Consider the following 19646-nt stretch of genomic DNA (forward strand, 5'->3'; position numbering starts at 1 on the left):
CCTATGCGGGCACAGATGGGGGCAGATCAGAATCTCGATTGGAGCGCAGCAACCGCGAGCGCTCTTGCCTGGTGGCGTGACGCCGGGGTCGACGTGGTGGTGGGCGACGATCCCGTCAACTGGTTAGAAGCAAAGAATTTAGCTGCCGACACGATGCCGCTGACGGACACCGCAGCACCGGCGATCGCGCACGTCGAGGCGGCTGCGTTGCCGCCGAGGCTGGCCGACTTCGTGGCGTGGCGACTCGGCGGCGAGGCACCCGACGCACTGTGGTCGGGTGAGGCGATCGGCTGGGCTGGCCCCGACCAGCCCGATTTGATGGTGCTGGTCGATTGCCCCGAGCGCGACGACCGCGGGCAATTGCTCGGCGGCGAGGTCGGGCGTCTGTTCGACAACATGCTGCGCAGCATCGGGCGTACGCGCGCCGACGTGCTGCTCGCCTCGGTCTGTGTCCGGCGCCCGACGACGGGGCGCGTCCCGCGCGATCTGGAGCAACGCTTGGGCGAAGTAACGCGACATCACCTGTCCTTGGTCGCGCCGCGCGCGCTGCTGGTGCTCGGCGATGCGGCGACCCGTGCGGTTCTGGCGACGAACGTCGCGCACGCCAGAGAGCGTTTGCACGCCTTTAACCATAAGGATGGAACAAGCACGCGCGTCATTGCGAGCCATCACCCCCGCGTCCTCCTGGACCGGCCGGCCTGCAAGTCCGAAGCGTGGAAGGACCTGATCTTGCTGAACGAAGGACTGGCGCTGAACAAGGAAGCGGCGAAGTGACCGGGTTGAAGCGGCTTCTGCTCGCGGGTCTGTGCTGTGCCGCCGCGGTGACTCCGGCGATCGCCGCACCCGCCCCGCCGACGCCGAGCGCCGGCATCCCGAAGCAATTGAGCCCCGAACAGCGCGACGGTTATCGCACCGTATTCGCCGCGATCCGGGAAAGCCGCTGGAGCGACGCGCAGATCGCACTCGACAGCATGGCGCCGGGTCCTTTGCACGCCTATGCGCGCGCCGAGCTCTACACCGCCAAGGGCAGCCCCAAGGTCGAGGCCGACGCGCTGCTGAAACTCATCAATGAAGCTCCCGAGCTGCCGCAGGCAGACCAGCTCGCGCGCATCGCCAAGCTGCGTGGTGTCACCGACCTGCCGCCGCTTCCGGTGCAGCAGCGCTTGATCTGGAACGACGGCGCGCCGATCCGCGCGCGCGCCAAAGCAACCAAGAGCGACCTGATCGCCGCCGACCTCGCCACGCGGATGCAGCCGTTCATCAAGGCCGATTTGGGCGCCGAGGCGGAGGCGCTGCTCGATCAGACGCAGGGCCTCACCCCCGAAGCGCAGACCGAGTGGCAGGCGCGGATCGCGTGGATCTACTTTCTCCAGGGGCTCGATCGCGAGGCGCGCGCGCTGGCGATGAAGGCGGAGAACGGCGCCGGCGACTGGACGATCCAGGCGCGCTGGACCGGTGCGCTCGCGGCCTGGCGGCAGAAAGATTGCGGCGCGACCAGCACGGCGTTCGAGAATGTCGCAGCGCGCGCGCCCGACACCGACCTGCGCGCAACCGCGCTTTATTGGGCCGCGCGCGCCGACATGATGTGCGGCCGCCCCGACAAGGTCGAGGCGCGGTTGAAGCAGGCGTCGCAATTCGGCGAAACCTTCTACGGCCTGCTCGCGCGCCAGGCGCTGGGAATCGATCTCGCCAGGTCACGTCCGCAGCGCGTGACCAGCGACTGGGCCGCGCTCGAGCGTCGCCCCAACGTCCGCGTTGCCGCCGCGCTGATCGAGATCGGCGAGGACGAGGAAGCCGACAGCGTGCTGCGCCAACAGGCGCGGATCGGCGCCCCGGCCGAGTTCGCCAGCCTGACCAGACTCGCCGAGCAGCTCGATCTGCCCGCGACCACCGTGTGGATGGCGCACAACATGCCGCAGGGCGTCACCGCCACCGCCGAGGCGCGCTACCCGCAACCGAGCTGGACCCCCGACAGCGGCTGGCGGATCGACAAGGCGCTGGTCTACGCGCACACGCTGCAGGAATCTGGTTTCCGCGCCAAGGTGAAGAGCCCCGCGGGCGCTTATGGTCTGATGCAGATCATGCCGGCAGCGGCAACCGATTACATGCGCGAGCGCGGGATGACGGTCGATCAGGCCGCCCTCACCCGTCCCTCCACCAACATCGACATCGGGCAGCGCCACATCGAGCGGCTGCGCGACATGGGCATGACCGGCGGGCTGCTGCCCAAGGTGATCGCCGCGTATAACGCCGGGCCGCAGCACGTCGGCGAGTGGAACGGCGTCGTCCGCGACGGGGGCGACCCCCTGCTCTACATCGAGAGCATCCCGTATTGGGAGACGCGCGGCTATGTCGTGACCGTGCTGCGCAATTACTGGATGTACGAGGCGCAGGGCGGCAAGGCGGCGTCGCCCAGCCGATCGGCGCTGGCGCAAGGCATGTGGCCGCGCTTCCCCGGCCTGCCGGGCGCTACCGCGGTGCGGATGAATGCGCAGGCGCCGAATACCGCGATCGCGATCAACGGCACCGTCAGTCCGACCTCCTCGACCCGGTCCGAGTAAGCGGATGCCGATCGACGAGACGCGTGACTTCCTGCCCGTGCGAATAGCGGTGCTGACCGTGTCCGACACGCGCGGACTGGCCGAGGATCGCTCGGGTGACACGCTGGTCGGGCGTTTGGAGGCGGCGGGTCACGTGCTCGCCGACCGCATGATCCTGCGCGACGACGCCGATGCGATCGTCGCGCAGCTCGACCGCTGGATCGATGACACTTCGGTCGACTGCGTCATCACCACCGGCGGCACCGGCGTGACCGGGCGCGACGTGACGCCCGAGGCGGTCGAGCGGGTCGCGGACAAGATGATCCCAGGCTTCGGCGAGTTGTTCCGCTGGTTGTCTTACCAGACGATCGGCACCTCAACCGTGCAGAGCCGCGCCTGCGCCTGCGTCGCGCGCGGCACCTACATCTTTGCGCTGCCGGGCTCGACCGGCGCGGTGAAAGATGCGTGGGACGGCATCCTCAAGGACCAGCTCGACAGCCGTCATCGCCCCTGCAATTTCGTCGAACTGATGCCCCGCCTGCTGGAGCGCTGACCCGCAAACGTTCTTGCTATGTTCTCGCGCACCGCTTAGCGTTCGGGCATGGCAGCGCAGAAGAACCGGGCGATCAGGGGTGCGACGCTCAACGCACAGAGCCGCCGCTTCAACCTGCCGCAGACCGAAATGGACGGCGATTGGCTCGACGCACGCGAGGACATCGACGGCGCCGCCCCACCGCTCCGCACCACGGTGACCGTCGAGCATCCGCGCACGATCATCACCCGCAACACCTCACCCGACGTGCCGTTCGATCGCTCGATCAACGCCTATCGCGGATGCGAGCACGGCTGCATCTATTGTTTCGCGCGGCCGAGCCACGCCTTTCACGACCTCTCGCCCGGGCTTGATTTCGAAACCAAGCTGTTTGCCAAGCCCGACGCCGCCGAACTGCTCAAGGCCGAGTTGCGCAAACCTGGTTATTCATGCGCGCCGATCGCGATGGGCACCAACACCGATCCCTATCAGCCGATCGAGCGTGACTGGCGGATCACGCGTGCGCTGCTCGAGGTGCTCGCGGCATGCGAGCATCCGGTGGTAATCACCACGAAGTCGGACCGGGTCGTGCGTGACCTCGACCTGCTGGCAGCGATGGCGGCCAGGAACCAGGCCGCGGTCGCGATCTCGATCACCTCGCTCGATCCGCGCGTCGCGATGACGGTCGAGCCGCGCGCGCCGACGCCCGCACGGCGGCTAGCGGCGGTGCGCCAACTGACGCAAGCGCGGGTGCCGACCTACGTCAACATGGCGCCCGTGATCCCGGCGGTCACCGATCACGAGGTCGAGGAGATCGTCGCGGCTGCGGCGGAGGCGGGCGCGCTCGGCGTATCACACATCCCGGTGCGACTGCCCTGGGAGGTCGCGCCGCTGTTCCGCGCCTGGCTCGACGAACATTTCCCCGACCGCGCGGGCAAGGTGATGGCGACGATTCAGTCGCTGCGCGGCGGCAGAGACAACGATCCCGGCTTCTTCTCGCGCATGCGGGGTCAGGGCGTATGGGCCGAGCTGCTGCGCACCCGGTTCCGCATCGCGCGCACGAAACACGGGTTCAGCGACGATCGTCGCCGCCTGAACCTCGACTGCTCGCGCTTCCGCCCGCCCGCCGGCACGCAGGGCGAGTTATTCTAGCCCCGCCGAGCGAGTTGTTCTAGCCGACGGCGCGCAGGCGGACTTCCTCCACGTCGAACCTGACCGAGGCGACGCCCGGCAGTGCCTCGATATGTTCGGCCAGTTCGGCGTCGAGCGAGAAATCGTGCCCAAGCAACACGCGCGCGGTGCCGCCGTCGGCGATCGGCAAGGTCAGCGTCACCTTGCCGCGCTGCCCGCGCCGCTCGCCGATCAGCGCGGCGAGCGCCGGGATCGCGGCAGCGTCGCTCACCGTCACCTCGAGTGCGAAGCGCGTCGTTGCCGCCAGCGTCTCGAACGGCTTGATCGCCTTGACGCTGACGCGCGGCGTTTCCTCGCCCGGCCGGCGATCGAGCTCGACCGTCAGCAGCCCGCACCCGCCGACCCGCGCCGCCTCCTCCAGATCGGCGGTGGTGCCGTCCTCGAAACAGGTCGCGGCGAACTGCCCGGTCGCGTCCGACAGCGTCACCATCAGGTAACGGCGCCCGCGCGCCGAGGTACGCCAGCGCGCTTCCTCGACCAGCACCGCGAGCGTCGCGCCGACGCGCGCGCCATCGGCGATGTGAAGCTCACCGAGCGATGCGAACGTGCGTGCGCCATGCATCTTGGCAAGCATGCGATGCCGGTCGACCGGATGCGCCGAGAAATAGAAGCCGAAGGCGTCTTTCTCCTGCTCCATCCGCTCGCTTAGGCTCCAGCGCGCCGTCGCGGGCAGCTTGATCACGTCGCCGGCGTGGCTTTCCTCGCCGAACAGCCCGCCCTGCCCGCTGGTGCGGCCGTGATGCGCGCTCGCCGCCACCGCTAGGATCGTCTCGGCCACCGCGTGGACGCCCGCGCGGTTGGTTTCGAAACCGTCGAATGCGCCCGCGGCCGCCAGCGTCTCCAACTGCCGCTTGTTGATCAAGCGCGGGTCGACCCGTTCGGCCAAGTCGGACAGGCTCTTGAACGCGCCGCCCTGCGCGCGCGCCTCGACCAGCCGCTCCATCGCGCCCTCGCCGACCGACTTGAGCGCCGCCAGCGCGAAGCGCACTGCGAGGCCGCCGTCGGCGGTCGGCTCGACGTCGAACTCGGCCTGGCTCGCGTTGATGCACGGCGGCAAGAGCTCGACGTTCATCCGCCGCGCATCCTCGACGAAGATCGCGAGCTTGTCGGTCAGGTGCAGGTCGTAACACATCGACGCGGCGAAGAATTCGTGCGGGTGATGCGCCTTCAACCACGCGGTCTGATAAGCGAGCAGCGCGTAGGCGGCAGCGTGGCTCTTGTTGAAGCCGTAGCCCGCAAACTTGTCGATCAGGTCGAAAAGTTCGTTGGCCTTGGCCTTGGGGATGCCGTTCACTTCCTGGCAGCCGGTCACGAAGATCGAGCGCTGCGCGTCCATCTCCGCCTTGACCTTCTTGCCCATCGCGCGACGCAACAGGTCCGCGCCGCCGAGCGAATAGCCCGCCAGCACCTGCGCGGCCTGCATGACCTGTTCCTGGTAGACGAAGATGCCGTAGGTTTCGGCGAGAATCGGCTCCAGCAGCGCGTGCGGATATTCGATCGGCTCGGTGCCCTGCTTTCGGCGACCGAATGACGGGATGTTGTCCATCGGTCCCGGGCGGTAGAGCGAGACGAGTGCGACGATGTCGCCGAAATTGGTCGGGCGCACCGCCGACAGCGTGCGGCGCATCCCTTCGGATTCGAGCTGGAACACGCCCACGGTGTTGCCGCTCTGGAGCAATCGGTAGACCGCCTCATCGTCCCAGGCGAGCGCGTCGAGGTCGATCGAAATGCCGCGCTTCGCAAGCAGTTGCACCGCTTTCTTCAGAACCGACAGCGTTTTCAGGCCGAGGAAGTCGAACTTCACCAGCCCTGCGCCCTCGACATATTTCATGTCGAACTGCGTCACCGGCATGTCGGAACGCGGGTCGCGGTAAAGCGGAACGAGCTGCGCCAATGGCCGGTCGCCAATCACCACGCCCGCCGCGTGGGTCGAGGAATGGCGCGGCAGACCCTCCAGCTGCGTCGCCAGGTCGAGCAGGTGCCGGACCTGATTGTCGTTGGCATATTCCTTGGCGAGTTCGGGCACGCCGTTCAGCGCGCGCTTCAGGTCCCAGGGATCGGTCGGGTGGTTGGGCACGAGCTTGGCGAGGCGGTCGACCTGGCCGTAGCTCATCTGCAGCACGCGGCCGGTGTCCTTCAACACCGCGCGCGCCTTCAGCTTACCGAAGGTGATGATCTGCGCCACCTGATCGCGGCCGTATTTCTCCTGCACGTAGCGGATCACCTCGCCGCGCCGCGTTTCGCAGAAATCGATGTCGAAATCGGGCATCGACACGCGCTCGGGGTTGAGGAAGCGTTCGAACAGCAGGCCTAGCTTGATCGGGTCGAGGTCGGTGATCGTCAGTGCCCAGGCAACCGCGCTGCCCGCACCCGATCCGCGCCCCGGACCGACCGGGATGTCGTGCGATTTCGCCCATTGGATGAAGTCGGCGACGATCAGGAAATAGCCGGGGAAGCCCATCTGGATGATGACGTCGAGCTCGAATTCAAGCCTGTCGCGGTAGCCCTGCTTCCAGTCGGGCGCGAGCGGCGCGGCGGCGTCGCCCGCCGCCTGCGCCAGCTCCTCGATCCGCACCAGGCGGGCTTCCAACCCCTCACGCGCGCGGTCGCGCAGCATCGCCGCCTCGCCCTCGCGGTCACCCGCCAGGCTGGGGAGGATTGGCTTGCGCTTGGGTGCGGCCACCGCGCAGCGCTGCGCGACAACCAGCGTGTTGTCGATGGCCTCGGGCAGGTCGGCGAACAGCGCACGCATCTCCGCGGCGGGCTTCATCCATGCCTCGGGCGAGCTGCGCGGGCGATCCTCGGTCTCGACATAGGTCGAGTTGGCGATGCACAGCATCGTGTCGTGCGCTTCGCCGAAGCTCGCTTCCTCGAAGCACGACGGATTGGTGGCGACGAGCGGCAGGTCACGCGCGTAGGCGAGATCGATCAGCGCCTCCTCCGCTGCTTCTTCGACCGCGTCACCGCGGCGGACAAGCTCGACGTAGAGCCGGTCGGGGAACAACGCCTGCAGGCGATCGGCATAGGCCGCGGCGCGCGCGGGCTGATCCTCGGCGAACAAACGCGCGAGCGCTCCCTCGCCGCCCGCGGTCAGCGCGAGGAGACCCGCGGTATGCCGTTCCAGCGTCTCGAATGTGACGTGCGGCGCATGTTCGAGCGGTCGGTCGAGATGCGCCTGGCTGACCAGGGCGCACAGATTGTCGTAACCGGCCGCATCCTGCGCGTAGAGCGCGATCCAGTCGACCACCGGTGTGCCGCCCTCCGGCATGTCGGAGCGGCAGATGCCCAGCATCGTGCCGATCACCGGCTGCACACCAGCGGCAAAGGCACCGTCGGAAAAAGCCATCGCAGCGTACAGGCCGTTGCGATCGGTCAGAGCGGCGGCGGGAAAGCCGAGCTTTGCCGCACGCTTGGCGATCGCCTTCGGATCGATCGCGCCGTCGAGCATGGTGTAGCAGGAAAAGATGCGGAGCGGCACGAACCCGGAATGCGGCATCGCTGCAACCTAGGGGTGCGCGAACGATTCGACCAGCGCCGAACCGGCTGAGCTGAACCGACAAGGCGGAACCGGCGCGCGCGGCACCCGTTCGGCGGCGCAACCAGGAGATAGTGCGATGACGGACCTACGCGGCGACGGACGGGCGAACGGTGGCGAAACCGGCGCCGGCTGGGGCTGGATCATGGCCTACGGCATCGTGTCGGTGCTGCTGGGCGTGGTGGCGTTCGCCGCACCGTTCGCCGCCACCTACGCCGCGACGATCGTGATCGGCGCATTCTTCTTCGTGGCGGGCGGGTTCGCGATCGCGGCGTCGCTGTTCGGCCGCGGCTCGGCGCATCGCGGCTACACGATCCTGTTCGGCGCGCTGTCGGTGATCGTGGGGCTCATCATGCTGCTCGAGCCCGCGACCGGCGCCTTATCGCTGACGCTGATGGTCGCGGTGTGGCTGGGCGTGCGCGGCGTGTTGGAGTTGGTATACGGTTTCCGACTGAAGCGCGGCCGTGGCATGCTGATCGCGCTCGGCATCATCAACATCCTGCTCGCGCTGTTCATCCTCGCAACCGTGCCGTTCTCCGCGCTGACCTTGCCGGGTTACATCCTCGGCATCAGCTTCGTCTTCGGCGGCGTGACCTCGATCACCGCCGCCGCCGATCACCGCAAGGGGGCGAGCGCCTTCGCGGTACCCGGCTGAGCGATCAGAGCAGCGCCTCGATATCGCGGCGAATGTCTTCGGGTTTGGTGGTGGGTGCGTAGCGGCGAACGGTGTTGCCGCCGCGATCGATCAGGAACTTGGTGAAGTTCCACTTGATCGCCTTGGTGCCCATCACCCCCGGCGCATCGGCCTTCAACCGCTCGAACAGCGGATCGGCGCGCTCGCCATTGACGTCGATCTTGGCAAACACGGAAAAGGTCACGTCGTAGGTCAGCGAGCAGAAGTTCGCGATCTCGGCCGCGTCGCCTGGCTCCTGCGCGCCGAATTGATTGCACGGGAACGCCAACACCTCGAACCCGCGCGGAGAGAGTTCACGGTGGAGCGCCTCCAGCCCCTCATATTGCGGGGTAAAACCGCATTTGGACGCGGTGTTGACGATCAGCAGCACCTTGCCGCGCCACTGGTCGAGTCCGATCGGCGTGCCATCGGCGGCCCTGACCGTCATGTCGGTGATCGCGGTCATCGTGCTTCCCCTCGTAGCAGCAGTTGGTCGAGATTGCGGCGCACCTGCGGCCACTCGTGCGCCATGATCGAGTAGACTGCGCTGTCGCGCACCTCGCCTTCGGGCGTGACCATGTGCCCGCGCAGGACGCCGTCGAGCCGCGCGCCGAGCCGCTCGATGGCGACGCGTGAGATGCGGTTGAGGACGTTGGTGCGTAGCTGCACGCACTGACAGCCGAGCGCGTCGAACGCATGGGTGAGGAGCAGCCGCTTCGCCTCCGTATTGACGCCGGTCCGCTGGACACGCGGCGCGTAGACGGTGCCGCCGATCTCGACGCGGCTATGCGCCTCGTTCATTCGCAGGAAGCGCGTGACACCCGACACTGCGCCCGCCGCGTCGAGCACCACGAAGGGAAGCGCGCGACCCGCCGCGACCTGCTGCTCGATCGCGTCGTACCAGCCGTCGATTGTGGCAGCGTCGGGCACGATCGTCGCGAAATTCGGCCCCACGTCGGCGAGTGCGGCGAGGATCGCGTCGCGGTCGTCGCGCGAGAGGGGGCGAAGCGTGACGTGTCGGCCCGAGAGCGTCACCGCCTCGCGCCACGCGCTCACTGCAACTGGCCCTCGTGCAGCCGCACCACCCGGTCCATCCGCGCCGCCAGCCGCTCGTTGTGGGTCGCGACGAGCGCGGCGGAACCTTCCTCGCGCACCAACCGCAGGAATTCGGCGAACACCACGTCGGCGGTATGTTCGTCGAGGTTGCCGGTCGGCTCGTCCGCCAGGATCAGCGCGGGACGGTTGGCGAGCGCGCGCGCGACCGCGACGCGCTGCTGCTCGCCGCCCGAAAGCTGCGACGGGCGATGCGTGAGGCGATGGCCGAGCCCGAGCACCGTCAGCAGATTGGTCGCGCGCGCCTCTGCCGCGGCACGCTCGTCGCCATGGACGAGTTGCGGCAGGATCACGTTCTCGATCGCGTTGAAATCGGCGAGCAGGTGGTGGAACTGGTAGACGAAGCCGAGCCGGTCGCGCCGGACAGTGGTTCGACCCTTGGCATCGAGCCGCGCCGCTTCCTCGCCCGCGATGCGGATCGAGCCCTCGAATCCGCCCTCCAACAGGCCGATTGCCTGGAGCATCGTCGACTTGCCCGAGCCCGAAGGCCCGAGCAGCGCGACGATCTCGCCGGGCGCGATCGACAGGTTCACGCCGCGTAGGACGTGGATCGTCTCCGAGCCTTGCGTGAAGCTGCGCGCGAGGCCCTTAGTCTCCAACACCGGATCGCTCGCCTTGTGCCCGCCGCCGTCGGACGCGGCGAAGCCGCCACCTATGGCGGCTCCGATGCGCCGGCCGATAGCGTCTTCGCCGCTATTCATACCGCAACACCTGCACCGGATCGGTACTCGCCGCCTTGTAGGCGGGATAGATCGTCGCGAGAAAGGTCATGACGAGCGTGATGACGACGATGGCGATGATCTCCACCGGATCGGGTTTAGACGGCAGCTCGGTCAGGTAACGGATCGAGGGATCCCACAGATTCTGCCCCGTCACGAACTGGACGAAATTGACCACTGCCTGACGGTAGAACAGAAATACCGAACCCAGCACCAGCCCCGCGATCGTCCCGAGCACGCCGATTGTCGTGCCAACGGTCATGAAGATACGCAGCATCGCCCCCCTGCTTGCCCCCATCGTGCGCAGGATCGCGATGTCGCGCGTCTTGGCGCGCACCAGCATGATCAGCGAGCTGGCAATGTTGAACGCGGCGACCAGGATGATGATGCACAGGACGACGAACATCGCGACTCGCTCGACCGCCAGCGCATCGAACAATTCGGCGTTCAACTGCCGCCAGTCGCGGATGATCGCGTAGCCCTGCATCTTGGGTGCGAGCGGGGCGAGGATCTCACCCACGCGGTCGGCATTCTGCGTCTCCAGCTCGATCATGCTGACCGAGTCGCCCATCAGCAGCAGCGTCTGCGCATCCTGGATTGGCATGATGACGTACGCCTTGTCGTAGTCGTAGATCCCTACCTCGAAGATCGCGCCGACGGTGTAGCTGACCTGACGCGGCACGGTGCCGAACGGGGTCGATTGCCCCTGCGGGTTCCAGATCGTGATCTGCGACCCGATCGTCGCGCCCAGCGCCTCCGCCAGCCGCGCGCCGATCGCGACGTTGTTGCTGCCCGGCGTGATCGACGACAGGCTGCCGACCACCACCTTCGACTGGATCGTCGCATTCTGCCGAATGTCCTGCGTGCGCATGCCGCGCAGCAGGATGAATTCGGCACGGCCATTATAGGTCGCGAACAGCGGTTGCTCGATCAGCGGCGTCGCTTGCGTGACCCCCGGCGTCGCGCGCGCCTCGCGCACCACCTGCTGCCAGTCGGGCAGGCGCCCGCCTACCCCCTGCACCACCGCGTGACCGTTCAGCCCGACGATCTTGTCGAACAGCTCGGCACGAAAGCCGTTCATCACGCTCATGACGATCACGAGCGCGGCGACACCCAGCATCACCGCGCCCAGGCTGAACCCGGCGACCAGGACAATGAAGCGTTCACCGCGGCCGGGCAACAGGTACCGGCGCGCGATCATGCTCTCGTAGCGCGACAGCAACATGGCGGCCGCTCTAGGATGCGGGCGGCGCGCTGGCAACGGGCAGGAGCGCGGCGGCGGCGCAACCGGGCTGTGGCGAATACGACACAGCGCCGCCACATTCGGTTTCTCGCCCGTTCATAACAGTCGACACGTGAGCGGGCGTCACCTAGCAATCATCGCACTGGCACACAGGCAGAAGCCGTGGTTCGGGGAAAGCAGACCAGCCCCGCTTCGTGAACAACGAAGCGTGCGGGCGGAATGCAGGATTAGGGGGCTGACGAGTTCATCGTCACGCAGGCGCCCGGGTCGGAAACGGCCCGGGCGTTTGCTTTGTAACAACTCTGGAACACTTGAACGTCGTTGCGAGCGGTTTGACGCCGTGCGGCATGGTCCGGCTCAGGCATCGCCCGGGCCGGACTGCATGTCCTAGAACGACGCCGAGAAGGTGACACCATAGGTGCGCGGATCACCCGGCTGCCCGACCACCAGACCGGTGTTGCCCGACTGGGTCGCGAGCAGCTCGAAATAGTCCTGGTCGAACACGTTGCGCACCCAGCCGAACACGTTGAGGCGGCTGCCCTCGCGGTAACCGACGCGGACGTTCGAGATCGAGTAGCCGTCGATCTGCGTGTAGATCGACTCGGACGGGTTGGACGAGAAATTGGACCGGTAGCTACCGTCGTAGCCGAAGTAGACGTTGCCCTCGGTGCCGCCGAAGCTGGTCGGCACGCCGTATTCGGCGCCGTAGGAAAACGCCCACTTCGACACGCCCGGAATACGCTGCCCCGACACGTTGCAGAACGGCAGGCTGTTGCCCGGCGTCCCGGCCGCCGCCGGCGTGCCGACGATTTGGCCATTGACGATCGGCAGCGCGGTGCCGCCCGACAATTCGGGCGGGCACGGCGCATCGATGAAGCGGACGTATTTGGCGTCGGTATAGGCCGCGTTGGCGTAGACGTTCAGCCGGCTGGTCGGGCGGAACGCCGAATCGATCTCGACCCCGCGGGTGCGCACGTGCCCGGCGTTCGCCAGATAGCCGCGCAGCACGCTCAACTGGCTGTTGGTGACGGTCGCCTGATAATCGAAGATGTCGGTCCAGAACGCCGCGACGTTGACGGTCGCGCGGCGATCGAAGAACTGGTTCTTCAGACCCAGCTCATAGTGGTTGACCGTCTCGGGCTTGACCGTCGCGGTCGCGAGCAGCGGCAGATTGTCGGCGCCCAGCGGCAGGCCCGACAGATTGATCCCGCCCGATTTGTAGCTGCGCGCATAGGTCGCGTAGAAATGATTGTCGGGCCTCAGATCATAGGCGAGCGTCACGTCGCCCGACACGTTCCAATCGTCGAATTTCGGCTGGTAACTCTGCGGCGCGAGCACACCGCAGCGGTCGCGCGTCACGCCGCTCGCCGCCTGGGCGGTGGCCGAGCAATCGAGCGTCGCGCCGGTGCCCGTCGTCACCACCGACCCGTAATCGCCGCTTTTCCGGTCGTAATTGACGCGCAGGCCCGGCGCGATCGAGAGCCGGTCGGCGATGTGCCACGTCAGCTTGCCGAACGCGGCCGCGCTGGTGTTGCTGAACCCGATGGTGTTGCGCGAGGTCAGCCCGTTCAGCACCGCGGGGTTGCACGCATTAGCGGTGCTCGCAGCGGTGCAGCCGCCAGCGGGGGGAGCAAGCAGGAAACGGCTCGCCGCCGATCCCTGCACCTGCAGGCCCTGCGTATCGATCGTTTGGTGAAAGTAGAACAGCCCGGCGACGTAATCGACCGTGCGGCGCCCGTTCGAGGCGATGCGCAACTCCTGGCTCACCTGCTCCTGCTGCGACGGATTGGCCGACACGGTGGTGATCGGCAGCCCGATGAAGTCGCGGTCGTTCGACGGCTTCCAGTCCCATTTGCGCCACGCACTGACCGAGGTGAGCGACGCGCTGCCCAGGTCGAGCTCACCGACCAGCGACACGCCGCCCAGTTCCTGCCGCGCGCGCAAAGGCGTGTCGAGATCGGTCACGCGATCGAACGGATCGCGCGACGGCGGCTGGTAGCCGAAGGCGGCGGCGAGCGCTTCATACTGCCGCGCGACCGGCCGCTGCGTCGCGCCGACACGGACGAAATATTGCGCGCAGCAATCGGGATTCTGGTGGTTGTAATCGCCCGACAGCGTCAGATCGAGCGTGTCGGTCGCGTGCCAGTAGAGCTGACCGCGCAGGCTCTGATTGTCCTGCGCGTTGACGCGCACGCCCGTGCGCACATTGTTCACCGTGCCGTCGCGCCGCGTCACCGACGCCGACAGCCGCACCGCGAGCTTGTCGTCGACGAGCGGCCCCGACGCCGACGCCTTTGCCTGGACGAAAGCGTAATTGCCCGCGGTCAGCTCGACCCGCGCTTCGGGCGTGAAGCTGGGCTTGCGCGTCGTGATGTTGATCGCCCCCGCGGTCGTGTTCTTGCCGTACAGCGTCCCTTGCGGCCCGCGCAGGATCTCGATCCGCTCGGTATCGGTGAAGTCGAACGTCGCCGAGGCGATACGGCTGTAATAGACCTGGTCGACGTAGATGCCGACGCCCTGCTCGATCCCGTCGTTGGTGAGGCCGAACGGCGCGCCCAATCCACGGATGTTGGCGGCCGAGTTGCGCGGGTTGGTGGAGTAGAATTGCAGGCTCGGCTGCAATTGCGTCAACCGGTTGACGTTGTACGCGCCCGTGTCGGCGAGCGCCTGTCCACCGATGACCGAGATCGCGATCGGCACCTGCTGCACCGTCTCCGCGCGGCGCCTGGCGGTCACGACGATGTCGCCGCCGCCCTGCTGCGCGGTGCCGAGCCGCCCCGCCTCGTCCGCGCCCTCCTCTGCCCCCTGCGCGGCGCTCGACGGCGCCGGTGTGGTTGACGGATCGGCCGGCACCTGGGCGGCGACTTGCGCGAGCAACGCGAGCGTGACGGACATGGCGATGATCCCCTTTGCTTCGCCGCGCAGCGTAGAAGGCGACGGGAAAACCGATCAATCAAGTAGATGTTTAGCGAAGGCTTGAAACGCTTCGCCGGGCTACCATCTCATCAACCGTGCGGTGCCGCGCAGTCGGGCCGCGCAATGCCGGCGTCGCGGGCACCCGGACGCCGCTTTTCAACTCGCTTCTTTTGGAGGATTTGAGATGCGTTTCGACCTTACCCCTTATCGCCGCTCGACCATCGGGTTCGATCGTCTGTTCGACATGATCGAGGCCAATGCGCGCGGCGCATCCGAGAATTATCCCCCGTTCAACCTCGAACGGATCGCTGACGACCGATATCGCATCACACTGGCGATCGCCGGGTTCAGCCGCGACGAGATCGAGATCACCGCGCAGCAGAATCTGCTGCTGGTCGCGGGCAAGAAGGACGACAAGGCCGAAGGGCCAAGCTTCCTTCACGTCGGCATCGCCAACCGCAGCTTTGAGCGCCGCTTCGAGCTGGCCGACTTCGTGTTCGTCGAGGACGCGCGGCTCAACGATGGTCTGCTGGTGATCGATCTGGTCCGCGAAGTACCCGAAGCGATGAAGCCGAAGAAGATCGCGGTCCGTACCGGCGCGCCGCTCGCCGCGGTCGAGAACAAGCCCGCAGCGGACGAGGCGCAAGCCGCCTGATCGTCTTAGCGGGCCGATCGGTTCGGCGCCTCTTTGCTCCCTTTCGAGGCGTCGTGGAGGCGTCCGGGCATTCGCCCGGGCGCCTTTGATTTCGTTATCTCGGCGTGGGTCGGCGCTCAGCCGGTGATGACGCGCAGCACCGCTAGCCCAGCGGCGGTCAGCACGACATGCCCCATGAAGTGGCGCGTCAGCCCCAGGTCGAACAGCAGCGACAGGATCGATCGGTCGGTATCGGGCGGCAGGAAGTGGCGCGGCCCGGCTTGTCGTGCCGAGCGGATCGCTGATCGCGCGGGTTGCGGCAGGCCGGCGGCCGCCGTTGCTGCAAATGACATGGATTCGATCCCCACCGGTCCCAATACGCCGGGTACAGCATGGTCACTGCACCCCGATCAAGGTGTCCGATAGCGCGAAGCGATGAACGACAGCTTGACCGGGATGGGTTGAATTCTACTCGGCGCCAGGCCCTTAGACGAGCCGGCTCTGCTTGACCGCGGCGGCGATGAAGCTCGCGAACAAGGGATGCGGATCGAACGGTTTGGACTTCAATTCCGGGTGGAACTGCACGCCGACGAACCAGGGGTGATCAGGCCGCTCGACGATCTCGGGCAGCATGCCGTCGGGCGACATTCCCGAGAAGACGAGCCCGCCCGCCTCCAGCCGCTCGCGATAAGCGGTGTTGACCTCGTAGCGATGGCGGTGCCGCTCCTCGATCTCGTTCGCCCCATAGACCGAGGCGACGACGCTGTTGCCGTCGAGCTTCGCCTGATAGGCGCCCAGCCGCATCGTGCCGCCCATGTCGCCGTCCGCCGCGCGCTTCTCCAGCCCCCGCTCGCCCATCCACTCGGTGATCAGGCCGACGACCGGCTCGGGCGTCGGACCGAACTCGGTCGAGGACGCGTCGGCGATCCCGGCCAGATCGCGTGCGCCCTCGACGCACGCCATCTGCATTCCGAAACAGATGCCGAAATAGGGCACGCGACGCTCGCGCGCAAAGCGCACCGACTCGATCTTTCCTTCGGCGCCGCGCGACCCGAACGCACCGGGCACGAGGATCGCGTGGCACGGCTCCAGGTGCGCGGCGATTTCCGCCTCGTCGCCCTCGAACAGTTCGGCGTCGATCCAGCGGATGTTGACCTTGACCCGGTTGGCGATGCCGCCGTGGACCAACGCCTCGTTCAGCGACTTGTACGCATCCTGCAGCCCGACGTACTTGCCGACGACGCCGATCGTCACCTCGCCCTCGGGATGCTCCAGCCGCGCGACGATCTCTTCCCAGCGGCTGAGGTCGGGCGCCGACGACGGCGTGATGCCGAACGCGCGCAGCACTTCCGAATCAAGCCCCTCGCCGTGATATTGCAGCGGCACGGCATAGATCGACTTGGCGTCGAGCGCCGGGATCACCGCACTCTCGGGCACGTTGCAGAACAGCGCGATCTTGGCGCGCTCCGAGATCGGCAGCGGCTGCTCGCACCGGCACACGATCACGTCGGGCTGAACGCCCAGCGCGGCGATCTCGCGAACCGAATGCTGCGTCGGCTTCGTCTTCAACTCGCCCGCCGCGGCGATATACGGCACCAGCGTCACGTGGATCGAGATTGCGTTGCCGCGGCCCAGCTCATTCTTGAGCTGGCGGATCGCCTCGATGAACGGCAGCGACTCGATGTCGCCCACCGTGCCGCCGATCTCGCACAAGACGAAGTCGACATCGTCGGTTTCCGCCAGCGCAAACGCCTTGATCGCGTCGGTCACGTGCGGGATCACCTGCACCGTCGCGCCCAGGTAATCGCCGCGCCGCTCACGCTCGATGATCGTCTTGTAGATGCGGCCCGAGGTGACGTTGTCCGACTGACGCGAGGCGACGCCGGTGAACCGTTCATAGTGGCCGAGGTCGAGGTCCGTCTCCGCGCCGTCGTCGGTGACGTAGACCTCACCGTGCTGATACGGGCTCATCGTACCCGGATCGACGTTCAGATACGGATCGAACTTGCGGATGCGAACGCGGTAGCCGCGCGTCTGGAGGAGCGCGGCGAGGCTCGCCGCCATGAGACCCTTGCCGAGCGAGGAAACCACGCCGCCGGTGATGAAGATAAACCGCGCCATGGGGATAAACGCCTAACCCTGAAATACGAACGACCACAAGCGCGCGGTCACCCACGCGCGGCGAAAATCACGATGAACCGAGTGCCGACCCCGGACGCGGTGTCGACAGCTATACAATCAGACGCTGATCAGCGTGCGAGCGGCACGCCGTTGTCGGCGGGCGCCGGCGCGGCGACAGCGGCGGCGTTGCGCGCCGCGTCGGACAGCGCATCCTGACCGGTCGGAGCGGGCGCCGCGGCGGCGGCAGGCGCGCGCCGTTGGAGCGAAGTGTCGACCGACGTCGCGTTGCGGTTCGCCGCCAGAAACGCGAGCAGGATCGACAGAAGGATGAACGCCCCCGCTAGCACCGATGTGGCGCGGGTCAGGAAATCCGCCGCGCCGCGCGCCGACATCAAACCCGACGGGCTGCCGCTCGACGTCAAGCCGCCGCCTTCCGAGCGCTGCATCAGGATAACCGTGACGAGCGCGGCGGCGACCACCGCGTGGATGACGAGCAGAAAGGTGAACATGGAGCGAGCGCGCACTTCTTTGGACGGGAGCGCCATGCCGGCGCGACGCGCGGCGACATAGGCGAGCGCGCCCGTTCAATCAACTGCGTCGCCCCGCTCGCCCACGCGGCCAATCGGCTGCGGCCGATCCACGCCAAATTCATGACGATGCTGAAACCAGTGCGTGGACAGGACGTTAAGCATCGCGACAGACCCGGACCCTTCCGGGGCCGCGAACGATCGGGACGAGGGAAGTGGCAAGTCTTATTCAGCCCGAACTTGGTCAGTGGATGAACGCGCTGGTCGATTATGTGCGCTCGGGGGAACCCGATCTCACCAACCGTCAAATGGCATTGCTGCTGGTCGTGTACCTGCGACCGGGCCCGCATACCGTGCGCGGACTGGCGCGTGCACTCAACGTGTCGAAACCCGTCGTCACTCGCGCCTTGAACAGGCTGGGGACGCTCGGCTATCTGCGCCGCCAACGCGACGACAGCGACAAGCGCAACATCTTCGTCGCACGCACATCCGAAGGGGCAGATTTTCTTGAGGAGTTCGGGCAGTTCATCGGCGACGGCGACAGCCATGCCGGACCCGTCAGGGCCGCAGTCAACGCCTGACCGGTCGTCAAGGCAGCCCACGCCCGCCGCGTCCGATACGCCCGTCACACCCGATGGTACCGGGCGGGTCGCGCGCCGCACCTTCGCGCTCGACGGCCCGTCTCGCCCGCTCGATCCACGCACCCATGCGGTGCGTGCCGACATTGCCGACGTTCGCTTGGCCGATCGCGTCTTTGCGCCGCATTATGCCGCACCGCTTCGCCGCACGATCACGCGCGATGCCGATCTGCGCGCGGCGCGCGGACACGATGCGGCCGTACTCGCCCCGCTTGCGGCTGGCGCGGCGTTCGACCTGCTCGACCTGACCGGCGATGTCGCCTGGGGGATCGCGATCGACGCCGATCTGGTCGGCTACGTCGACGCCGACGTGGTCGCGCCTGCGTGAGCGTCTCGGTCTTCATCGACGGCGCGGTCGGCACCACCGGCCTCGAGATCCGCGAGCGCCTGTCGGGGCGCGGCGACGTGTCGCTGCTGATCCTCGACGAAGCGCGCCGCAAGGAAGCCTCGGCGCGTCGTGAAGCGCTCAACGACGCCGACATCGTCATTCTCTGCCTGCCCGACGATGCCGCGCGCGACGCGGTGACGATGATCGAGAACGGCACGACTCGCGTCATCGATGCTTCAACCGCGCACCGCGTCGCGGACGGCTGGACCTACGGTTTCGCCGAGCTCGAACCCGACCAGGCCGAGCGGATCGCGCAGGCGCGCTTCGTCGCCAATCCGGGCTGCTACCCGACCGGTTTCCTCGCGCTCGTCCGTCCGCTGATCCGCGCCGGGCTGCTGCCCGCCGACGCGCTCGTCACCGTGAACGCGACCTCGGGCTATTCGGGTGGCGGCAAGTCGATGATCGCCGAGTTCGAGGGCGGCGCGGCAGCTACCGCCTTCCGCCCCTACGCGCTCGCGCTCGGTCACAAGCACGTGCCCGAGATGACGCGCCACGCGGGCCTCCTGCACGGGCCGGTGTTCCAGCCCGCAGTCGCCAACACCTATCGCGGCATGGTGGTCGAGGTACCGCTTCACCTAGCGCAGCTCGCGCCCGGCGCGGATCGGTACGCGGTCGAACAGGCCCTGCTTGATGCCTATGCCGCGTGCGACCTCGTCCGCGTGTCGACCGACGCACCGTCGACGATCGCGATCGAGGATGACGCTGGCACCGACCGCATGACGCTCCACGTCTTCGGCAACGCCGACCTGCGCCAGCTTCGCCTCGTCGCGACGCTCGACAATCTCGGCAAGGGCGCGGCGGGCGCGGCGGTGCAGAACCTCAATTTGATGGCGGGGCTGGACCCGCTGGCAGGTCTCGCGCGCTAACGCCGTCAAC

At 67.3% G+C, this 19646-nt stretch carries 18 protein-coding genes; 9 read left to right on the plus strand and 9 right to left on the minus strand.

The window, feature by feature from the left end; translation table 11 throughout:
- The first annotated feature begins 15 nt into the window (after window positions 1-15).
- Genes Q0579_RS05670 through Q0579_RS05685 form a run of 4 tightly spaced genes read left to right on the plus strand, consistent with a single transcriptional unit; the run spans window position 16 to window position 4224 of the window.
- Window positions 16-774, plus strand: coding sequence for a uracil-DNA glycosylase family protein (locus Q0579_RS05670; RefSeq protein ID WP_298810101.1), 759 nt, complete (start codon window positions 16-18; stop codon window positions 772-774).
- A complete protein-coding gene (locus tag Q0579_RS05675; RefSeq protein ID WP_298810103.1) occupies window positions 771-2561 on the plus strand; it encodes a lytic transglycosylase domain-containing protein in 1791 nt (596 codons plus the stop codon). Before Q0579_RS05670 ends, Q0579_RS05675 begins: the two co-directional genes overlap by 4 nt.
- Before the next feature lie 4 nt (window positions 2562-2565).
- Window positions 2566-3093 carry a molybdenum cofactor biosynthesis protein B gene (gene moaB / locus Q0579_RS05680; protein WP_298810105.1) on the plus strand — a complete coding sequence of 176 codons (528 nt, stop codon included), beginning with the start codon at window positions 2566-2568 and terminating at the stop codon, window positions 3091-3093.
- A gap of 48 nt (window positions 3094-3141) precedes the next feature.
- Window positions 3142-4224, plus strand: coding sequence for a PA0069 family radical SAM protein (locus Q0579_RS05685; RefSeq protein WP_298810108.1), 1083 nt, complete (start codon window positions 3142-3144; stop codon window positions 4222-4224).
- Window positions 4225-4243: 19 nt separating this feature from the next.
- On the opposite strand, the gene dnaE is transcribed toward Q0579_RS05685, so the two are convergent.
- A complete protein-coding gene (gene dnaE / locus Q0579_RS05690) occupies window positions 4244-7759 on the minus strand; it encodes a DNA polymerase III subunit alpha (RefSeq protein WP_298810110.1) in 3516 nt (1171 codons plus the stop codon).
- A gap of 118 nt (window positions 7760-7877) precedes the next feature.
- Here dnaE and Q0579_RS05695 point away from each other — a divergent pair, with 118 nt between their 5' ends.
- On the plus strand, window positions 7878-8453 hold the full coding sequence (locus Q0579_RS05695; RefSeq protein ID WP_298810112.1) for a DUF308 domain-containing protein: 576 nt from the start codon (window positions 7878-7880) through the stop codon (window positions 8451-8453).
- 4 nt (window positions 8454-8457) lie between these two features.
- Here Q0579_RS05695 and Q0579_RS05700 read toward each other — a convergent pair whose 3' ends face one another.
- From Q0579_RS05700 to Q0579_RS05720, 5 genes are all read right to left on the minus strand, one after another.
- The gene (locus Q0579_RS05700; RefSeq protein ID WP_298810115.1) at window positions 8458-8937 is read right to left on the minus strand and encodes a glutathione peroxidase; all 480 of its coding nucleotides are present in this window, start codon (window positions 8935-8937) and stop codon (window positions 8458-8460) included.
- Window positions 8934-9527 (minus strand): GNAT family protein, encoded by a 594-nt coding sequence (locus Q0579_RS05705; protein WP_298810118.1) that lies wholly within the window; start codon window positions 9525-9527, stop codon window positions 8934-8936. Before Q0579_RS05705 ends, Q0579_RS05700 begins: the two co-directional genes overlap by 4 nt.
- Window positions 9524-10285, minus strand: a complete 762-nt coding sequence (locus tag Q0579_RS05710; protein WP_298810120.1) for an ABC transporter ATP-binding protein — start codon at window positions 10283-10285, stop codon at window positions 9524-9526. The genes Q0579_RS05705 and Q0579_RS05710 overlap by 4 nt, the downstream gene beginning before the upstream one ends.
- A complete protein-coding gene (locus Q0579_RS05715) occupies window positions 10278-11528 on the minus strand; it encodes a lipoprotein-releasing ABC transporter permease subunit (protein ID WP_298810123.1) in 1251 nt (416 codons plus the stop codon). The genes Q0579_RS05710 and Q0579_RS05715 overlap by 8 nt, the downstream gene beginning before the upstream one ends.
- Window positions 11529-11933: 405 nt before the next feature.
- Complete coding sequence (locus Q0579_RS05720) at window positions 11934-14441, minus strand: TonB-dependent receptor (RefSeq protein ID WP_298810125.1); 2508 nt, start codon at window positions 14439-14441, stop codon at window positions 11934-11936.
- 205 nt (window positions 14442-14646) lie between these two features.
- On the opposite strand from Q0579_RS05720, the gene Q0579_RS05725 reads away from it, so the two are divergent.
- Window positions 14647-15117 (plus strand): Hsp20 family protein, encoded by a 471-nt coding sequence (locus tag Q0579_RS05725; RefSeq protein WP_298810127.1) that lies wholly within the window; start codon window positions 14647-14649, stop codon window positions 15115-15117.
- 116 nt (window positions 15118-15233) lie between these two features.
- On the opposite strand, the gene Q0579_RS05730 is transcribed toward Q0579_RS05725, so the two are convergent.
- The 3 genes from Q0579_RS05730 to secG form a co-directional block, all read right to left on the minus strand.
- On the minus strand, window positions 15234-15449 hold the full coding sequence (locus Q0579_RS05730) for a hypothetical protein (protein WP_298810128.1): 216 nt from the start codon (window positions 15447-15449) through the stop codon (window positions 15234-15236).
- 133 nt (window positions 15450-15582) lie between these two features.
- Window positions 15583-17217: a CTP synthase gene (locus tag Q0579_RS05735; RefSeq protein WP_298810130.1), complete on the minus strand. Its 1635-nt coding sequence runs from the start codon at window positions 17215-17217 to the stop codon at window positions 15583-15585.
- A gap of 128 nt (window positions 17218-17345) precedes the next feature.
- Complete coding sequence (gene secG / locus Q0579_RS05740; protein WP_298810132.1) at window positions 17346-17726, minus strand: preprotein translocase subunit SecG; 381 nt, start codon at window positions 17724-17726, stop codon at window positions 17346-17348.
- 269 nt (window positions 17727-17995) lie between these two features.
- Here secG and Q0579_RS05745 point away from each other — a divergent pair, with 269 nt between their 5' ends.
- From Q0579_RS05745 to argC, 3 genes are read left to right on the plus strand one after another with little or no spacing between them, the layout of a single operon-like run.
- Window positions 17996-18325 carry a MarR family transcriptional regulator gene (locus Q0579_RS05745; RefSeq protein WP_298810134.1) on the plus strand — a complete coding sequence of 110 codons (330 nt, stop codon included), beginning with the start codon at window positions 17996-17998 and terminating at the stop codon, window positions 18323-18325.
- Window positions 18291-18710, plus strand: a complete 420-nt coding sequence (locus tag Q0579_RS05750; RefSeq protein WP_298810135.1) for a hypothetical protein — start codon at window positions 18291-18293, stop codon at window positions 18708-18710. Before Q0579_RS05745 ends, Q0579_RS05750 begins: the two co-directional genes overlap by 35 nt.
- Window positions 18707-19636: an N-acetyl-gamma-glutamyl-phosphate reductase gene (gene argC, locus Q0579_RS05755; RefSeq protein WP_298810137.1), complete on the plus strand. Its 930-nt coding sequence runs from the start codon at window positions 18707-18709 to the stop codon at window positions 19634-19636. Before Q0579_RS05750 ends, argC begins: the two co-directional genes overlap by 4 nt.
- Window positions 19637-19646 lie beyond the last annotated feature (10 nt).

The sequence above is a fragment of the uncultured Sphingomonas sp. genome, assembly GCF_936927845.1.
Taxonomy (GTDB): domain Bacteria; phylum Pseudomonadota; class Alphaproteobacteria; order Sphingomonadales; family Sphingomonadaceae; genus Sphingomonas.

Excerpts from the sequence above, each read along its gene's own strand:
- Q0579_RS05670 (WP_298810101.1), top strand. The coding sequence starts at position 16 with ATGGGGGCAGATCAGAATCTCGATTGGAGCGCAGCAACCGCGAGCGCT.
- moaB (WP_298810105.1), top strand. The coding sequence starts at position 2,566 with ATGCCGATCGACGAGACGCGTGACTTCCTGCCCGTGCGAATAGCGGTG.
- Q0579_RS05685 (WP_298810108.1), top strand. The coding sequence starts at position 3,142 with ATGGCAGCGCAGAAGAACCGGGCGATCAGGGGTGCGACGCTCAACGCA.
- dnaE (WP_298810110.1), bottom strand. The coding sequence starts at position 7,759 with ATGCCGCATTCCGGGTTCGTGCCGCTCCGCATCTTTTCCTGCTACACC.
- Q0579_RS05695 (WP_298810112.1), top strand. The coding sequence starts at position 7,878 with ATGACGGACCTACGCGGCGACGGACGGGCGAACGGTGGCGAAACCGGC.
- Q0579_RS05700 (WP_298810115.1), bottom strand. The coding sequence starts at position 8,937 with ATGACCGCGATCACCGACATGACGGTCAGGGCCGCCGATGGCACGCCG.
- Q0579_RS05710 (WP_298810120.1), bottom strand. The coding sequence starts at position 10,285 with ATGAATAGCGGCGAAGACGCTATCGGCCGGCGCATCGGAGCCGCCATA.
- Q0579_RS05715 (WP_298810123.1), bottom strand. The coding sequence starts at position 11,528 with ATGTTGCTGTCGCGCTACGAGAGCATGATCGCGCGCCGGTACCTGTTG.
- Q0579_RS05720 (WP_298810125.1), bottom strand. The coding sequence starts at position 14,441 with ATGTCCGTCACGCTCGCGTTGCTCGCGCAAGTCGCCGCCCAGGTGCCG.
- Q0579_RS05725 (WP_298810127.1), top strand. The coding sequence starts at position 14,647 with ATGCGTTTCGACCTTACCCCTTATCGCCGCTCGACCATCGGGTTCGAT.
- Q0579_RS05730 (WP_298810128.1), bottom strand. The coding sequence starts at position 15,449 with ATGTCATTTGCAGCAACGGCGGCCGCCGGCCTGCCGCAACCCGCGCGA.
- Q0579_RS05735 (WP_298810130.1), bottom strand. The coding sequence starts at position 17,217 with ATGGCGCGGTTTATCTTCATCACCGGCGGCGTGGTTTCCTCGCTCGGC.
- secG (WP_298810132.1), bottom strand. The coding sequence starts at position 17,726 with ATGTTCACCTTTCTGCTCGTCATCCACGCGGTGGTCGCCGCCGCGCTC.
- Q0579_RS05745 (WP_298810134.1), top strand. The coding sequence starts at position 17,996 with ATGAACGCGCTGGTCGATTATGTGCGCTCGGGGGAACCCGATCTCACC.
- Q0579_RS05750 (WP_298810135.1), top strand. The coding sequence starts at position 18,291 with ATGCCGGACCCGTCAGGGCCGCAGTCAACGCCTGACCGGTCGTCAAGG.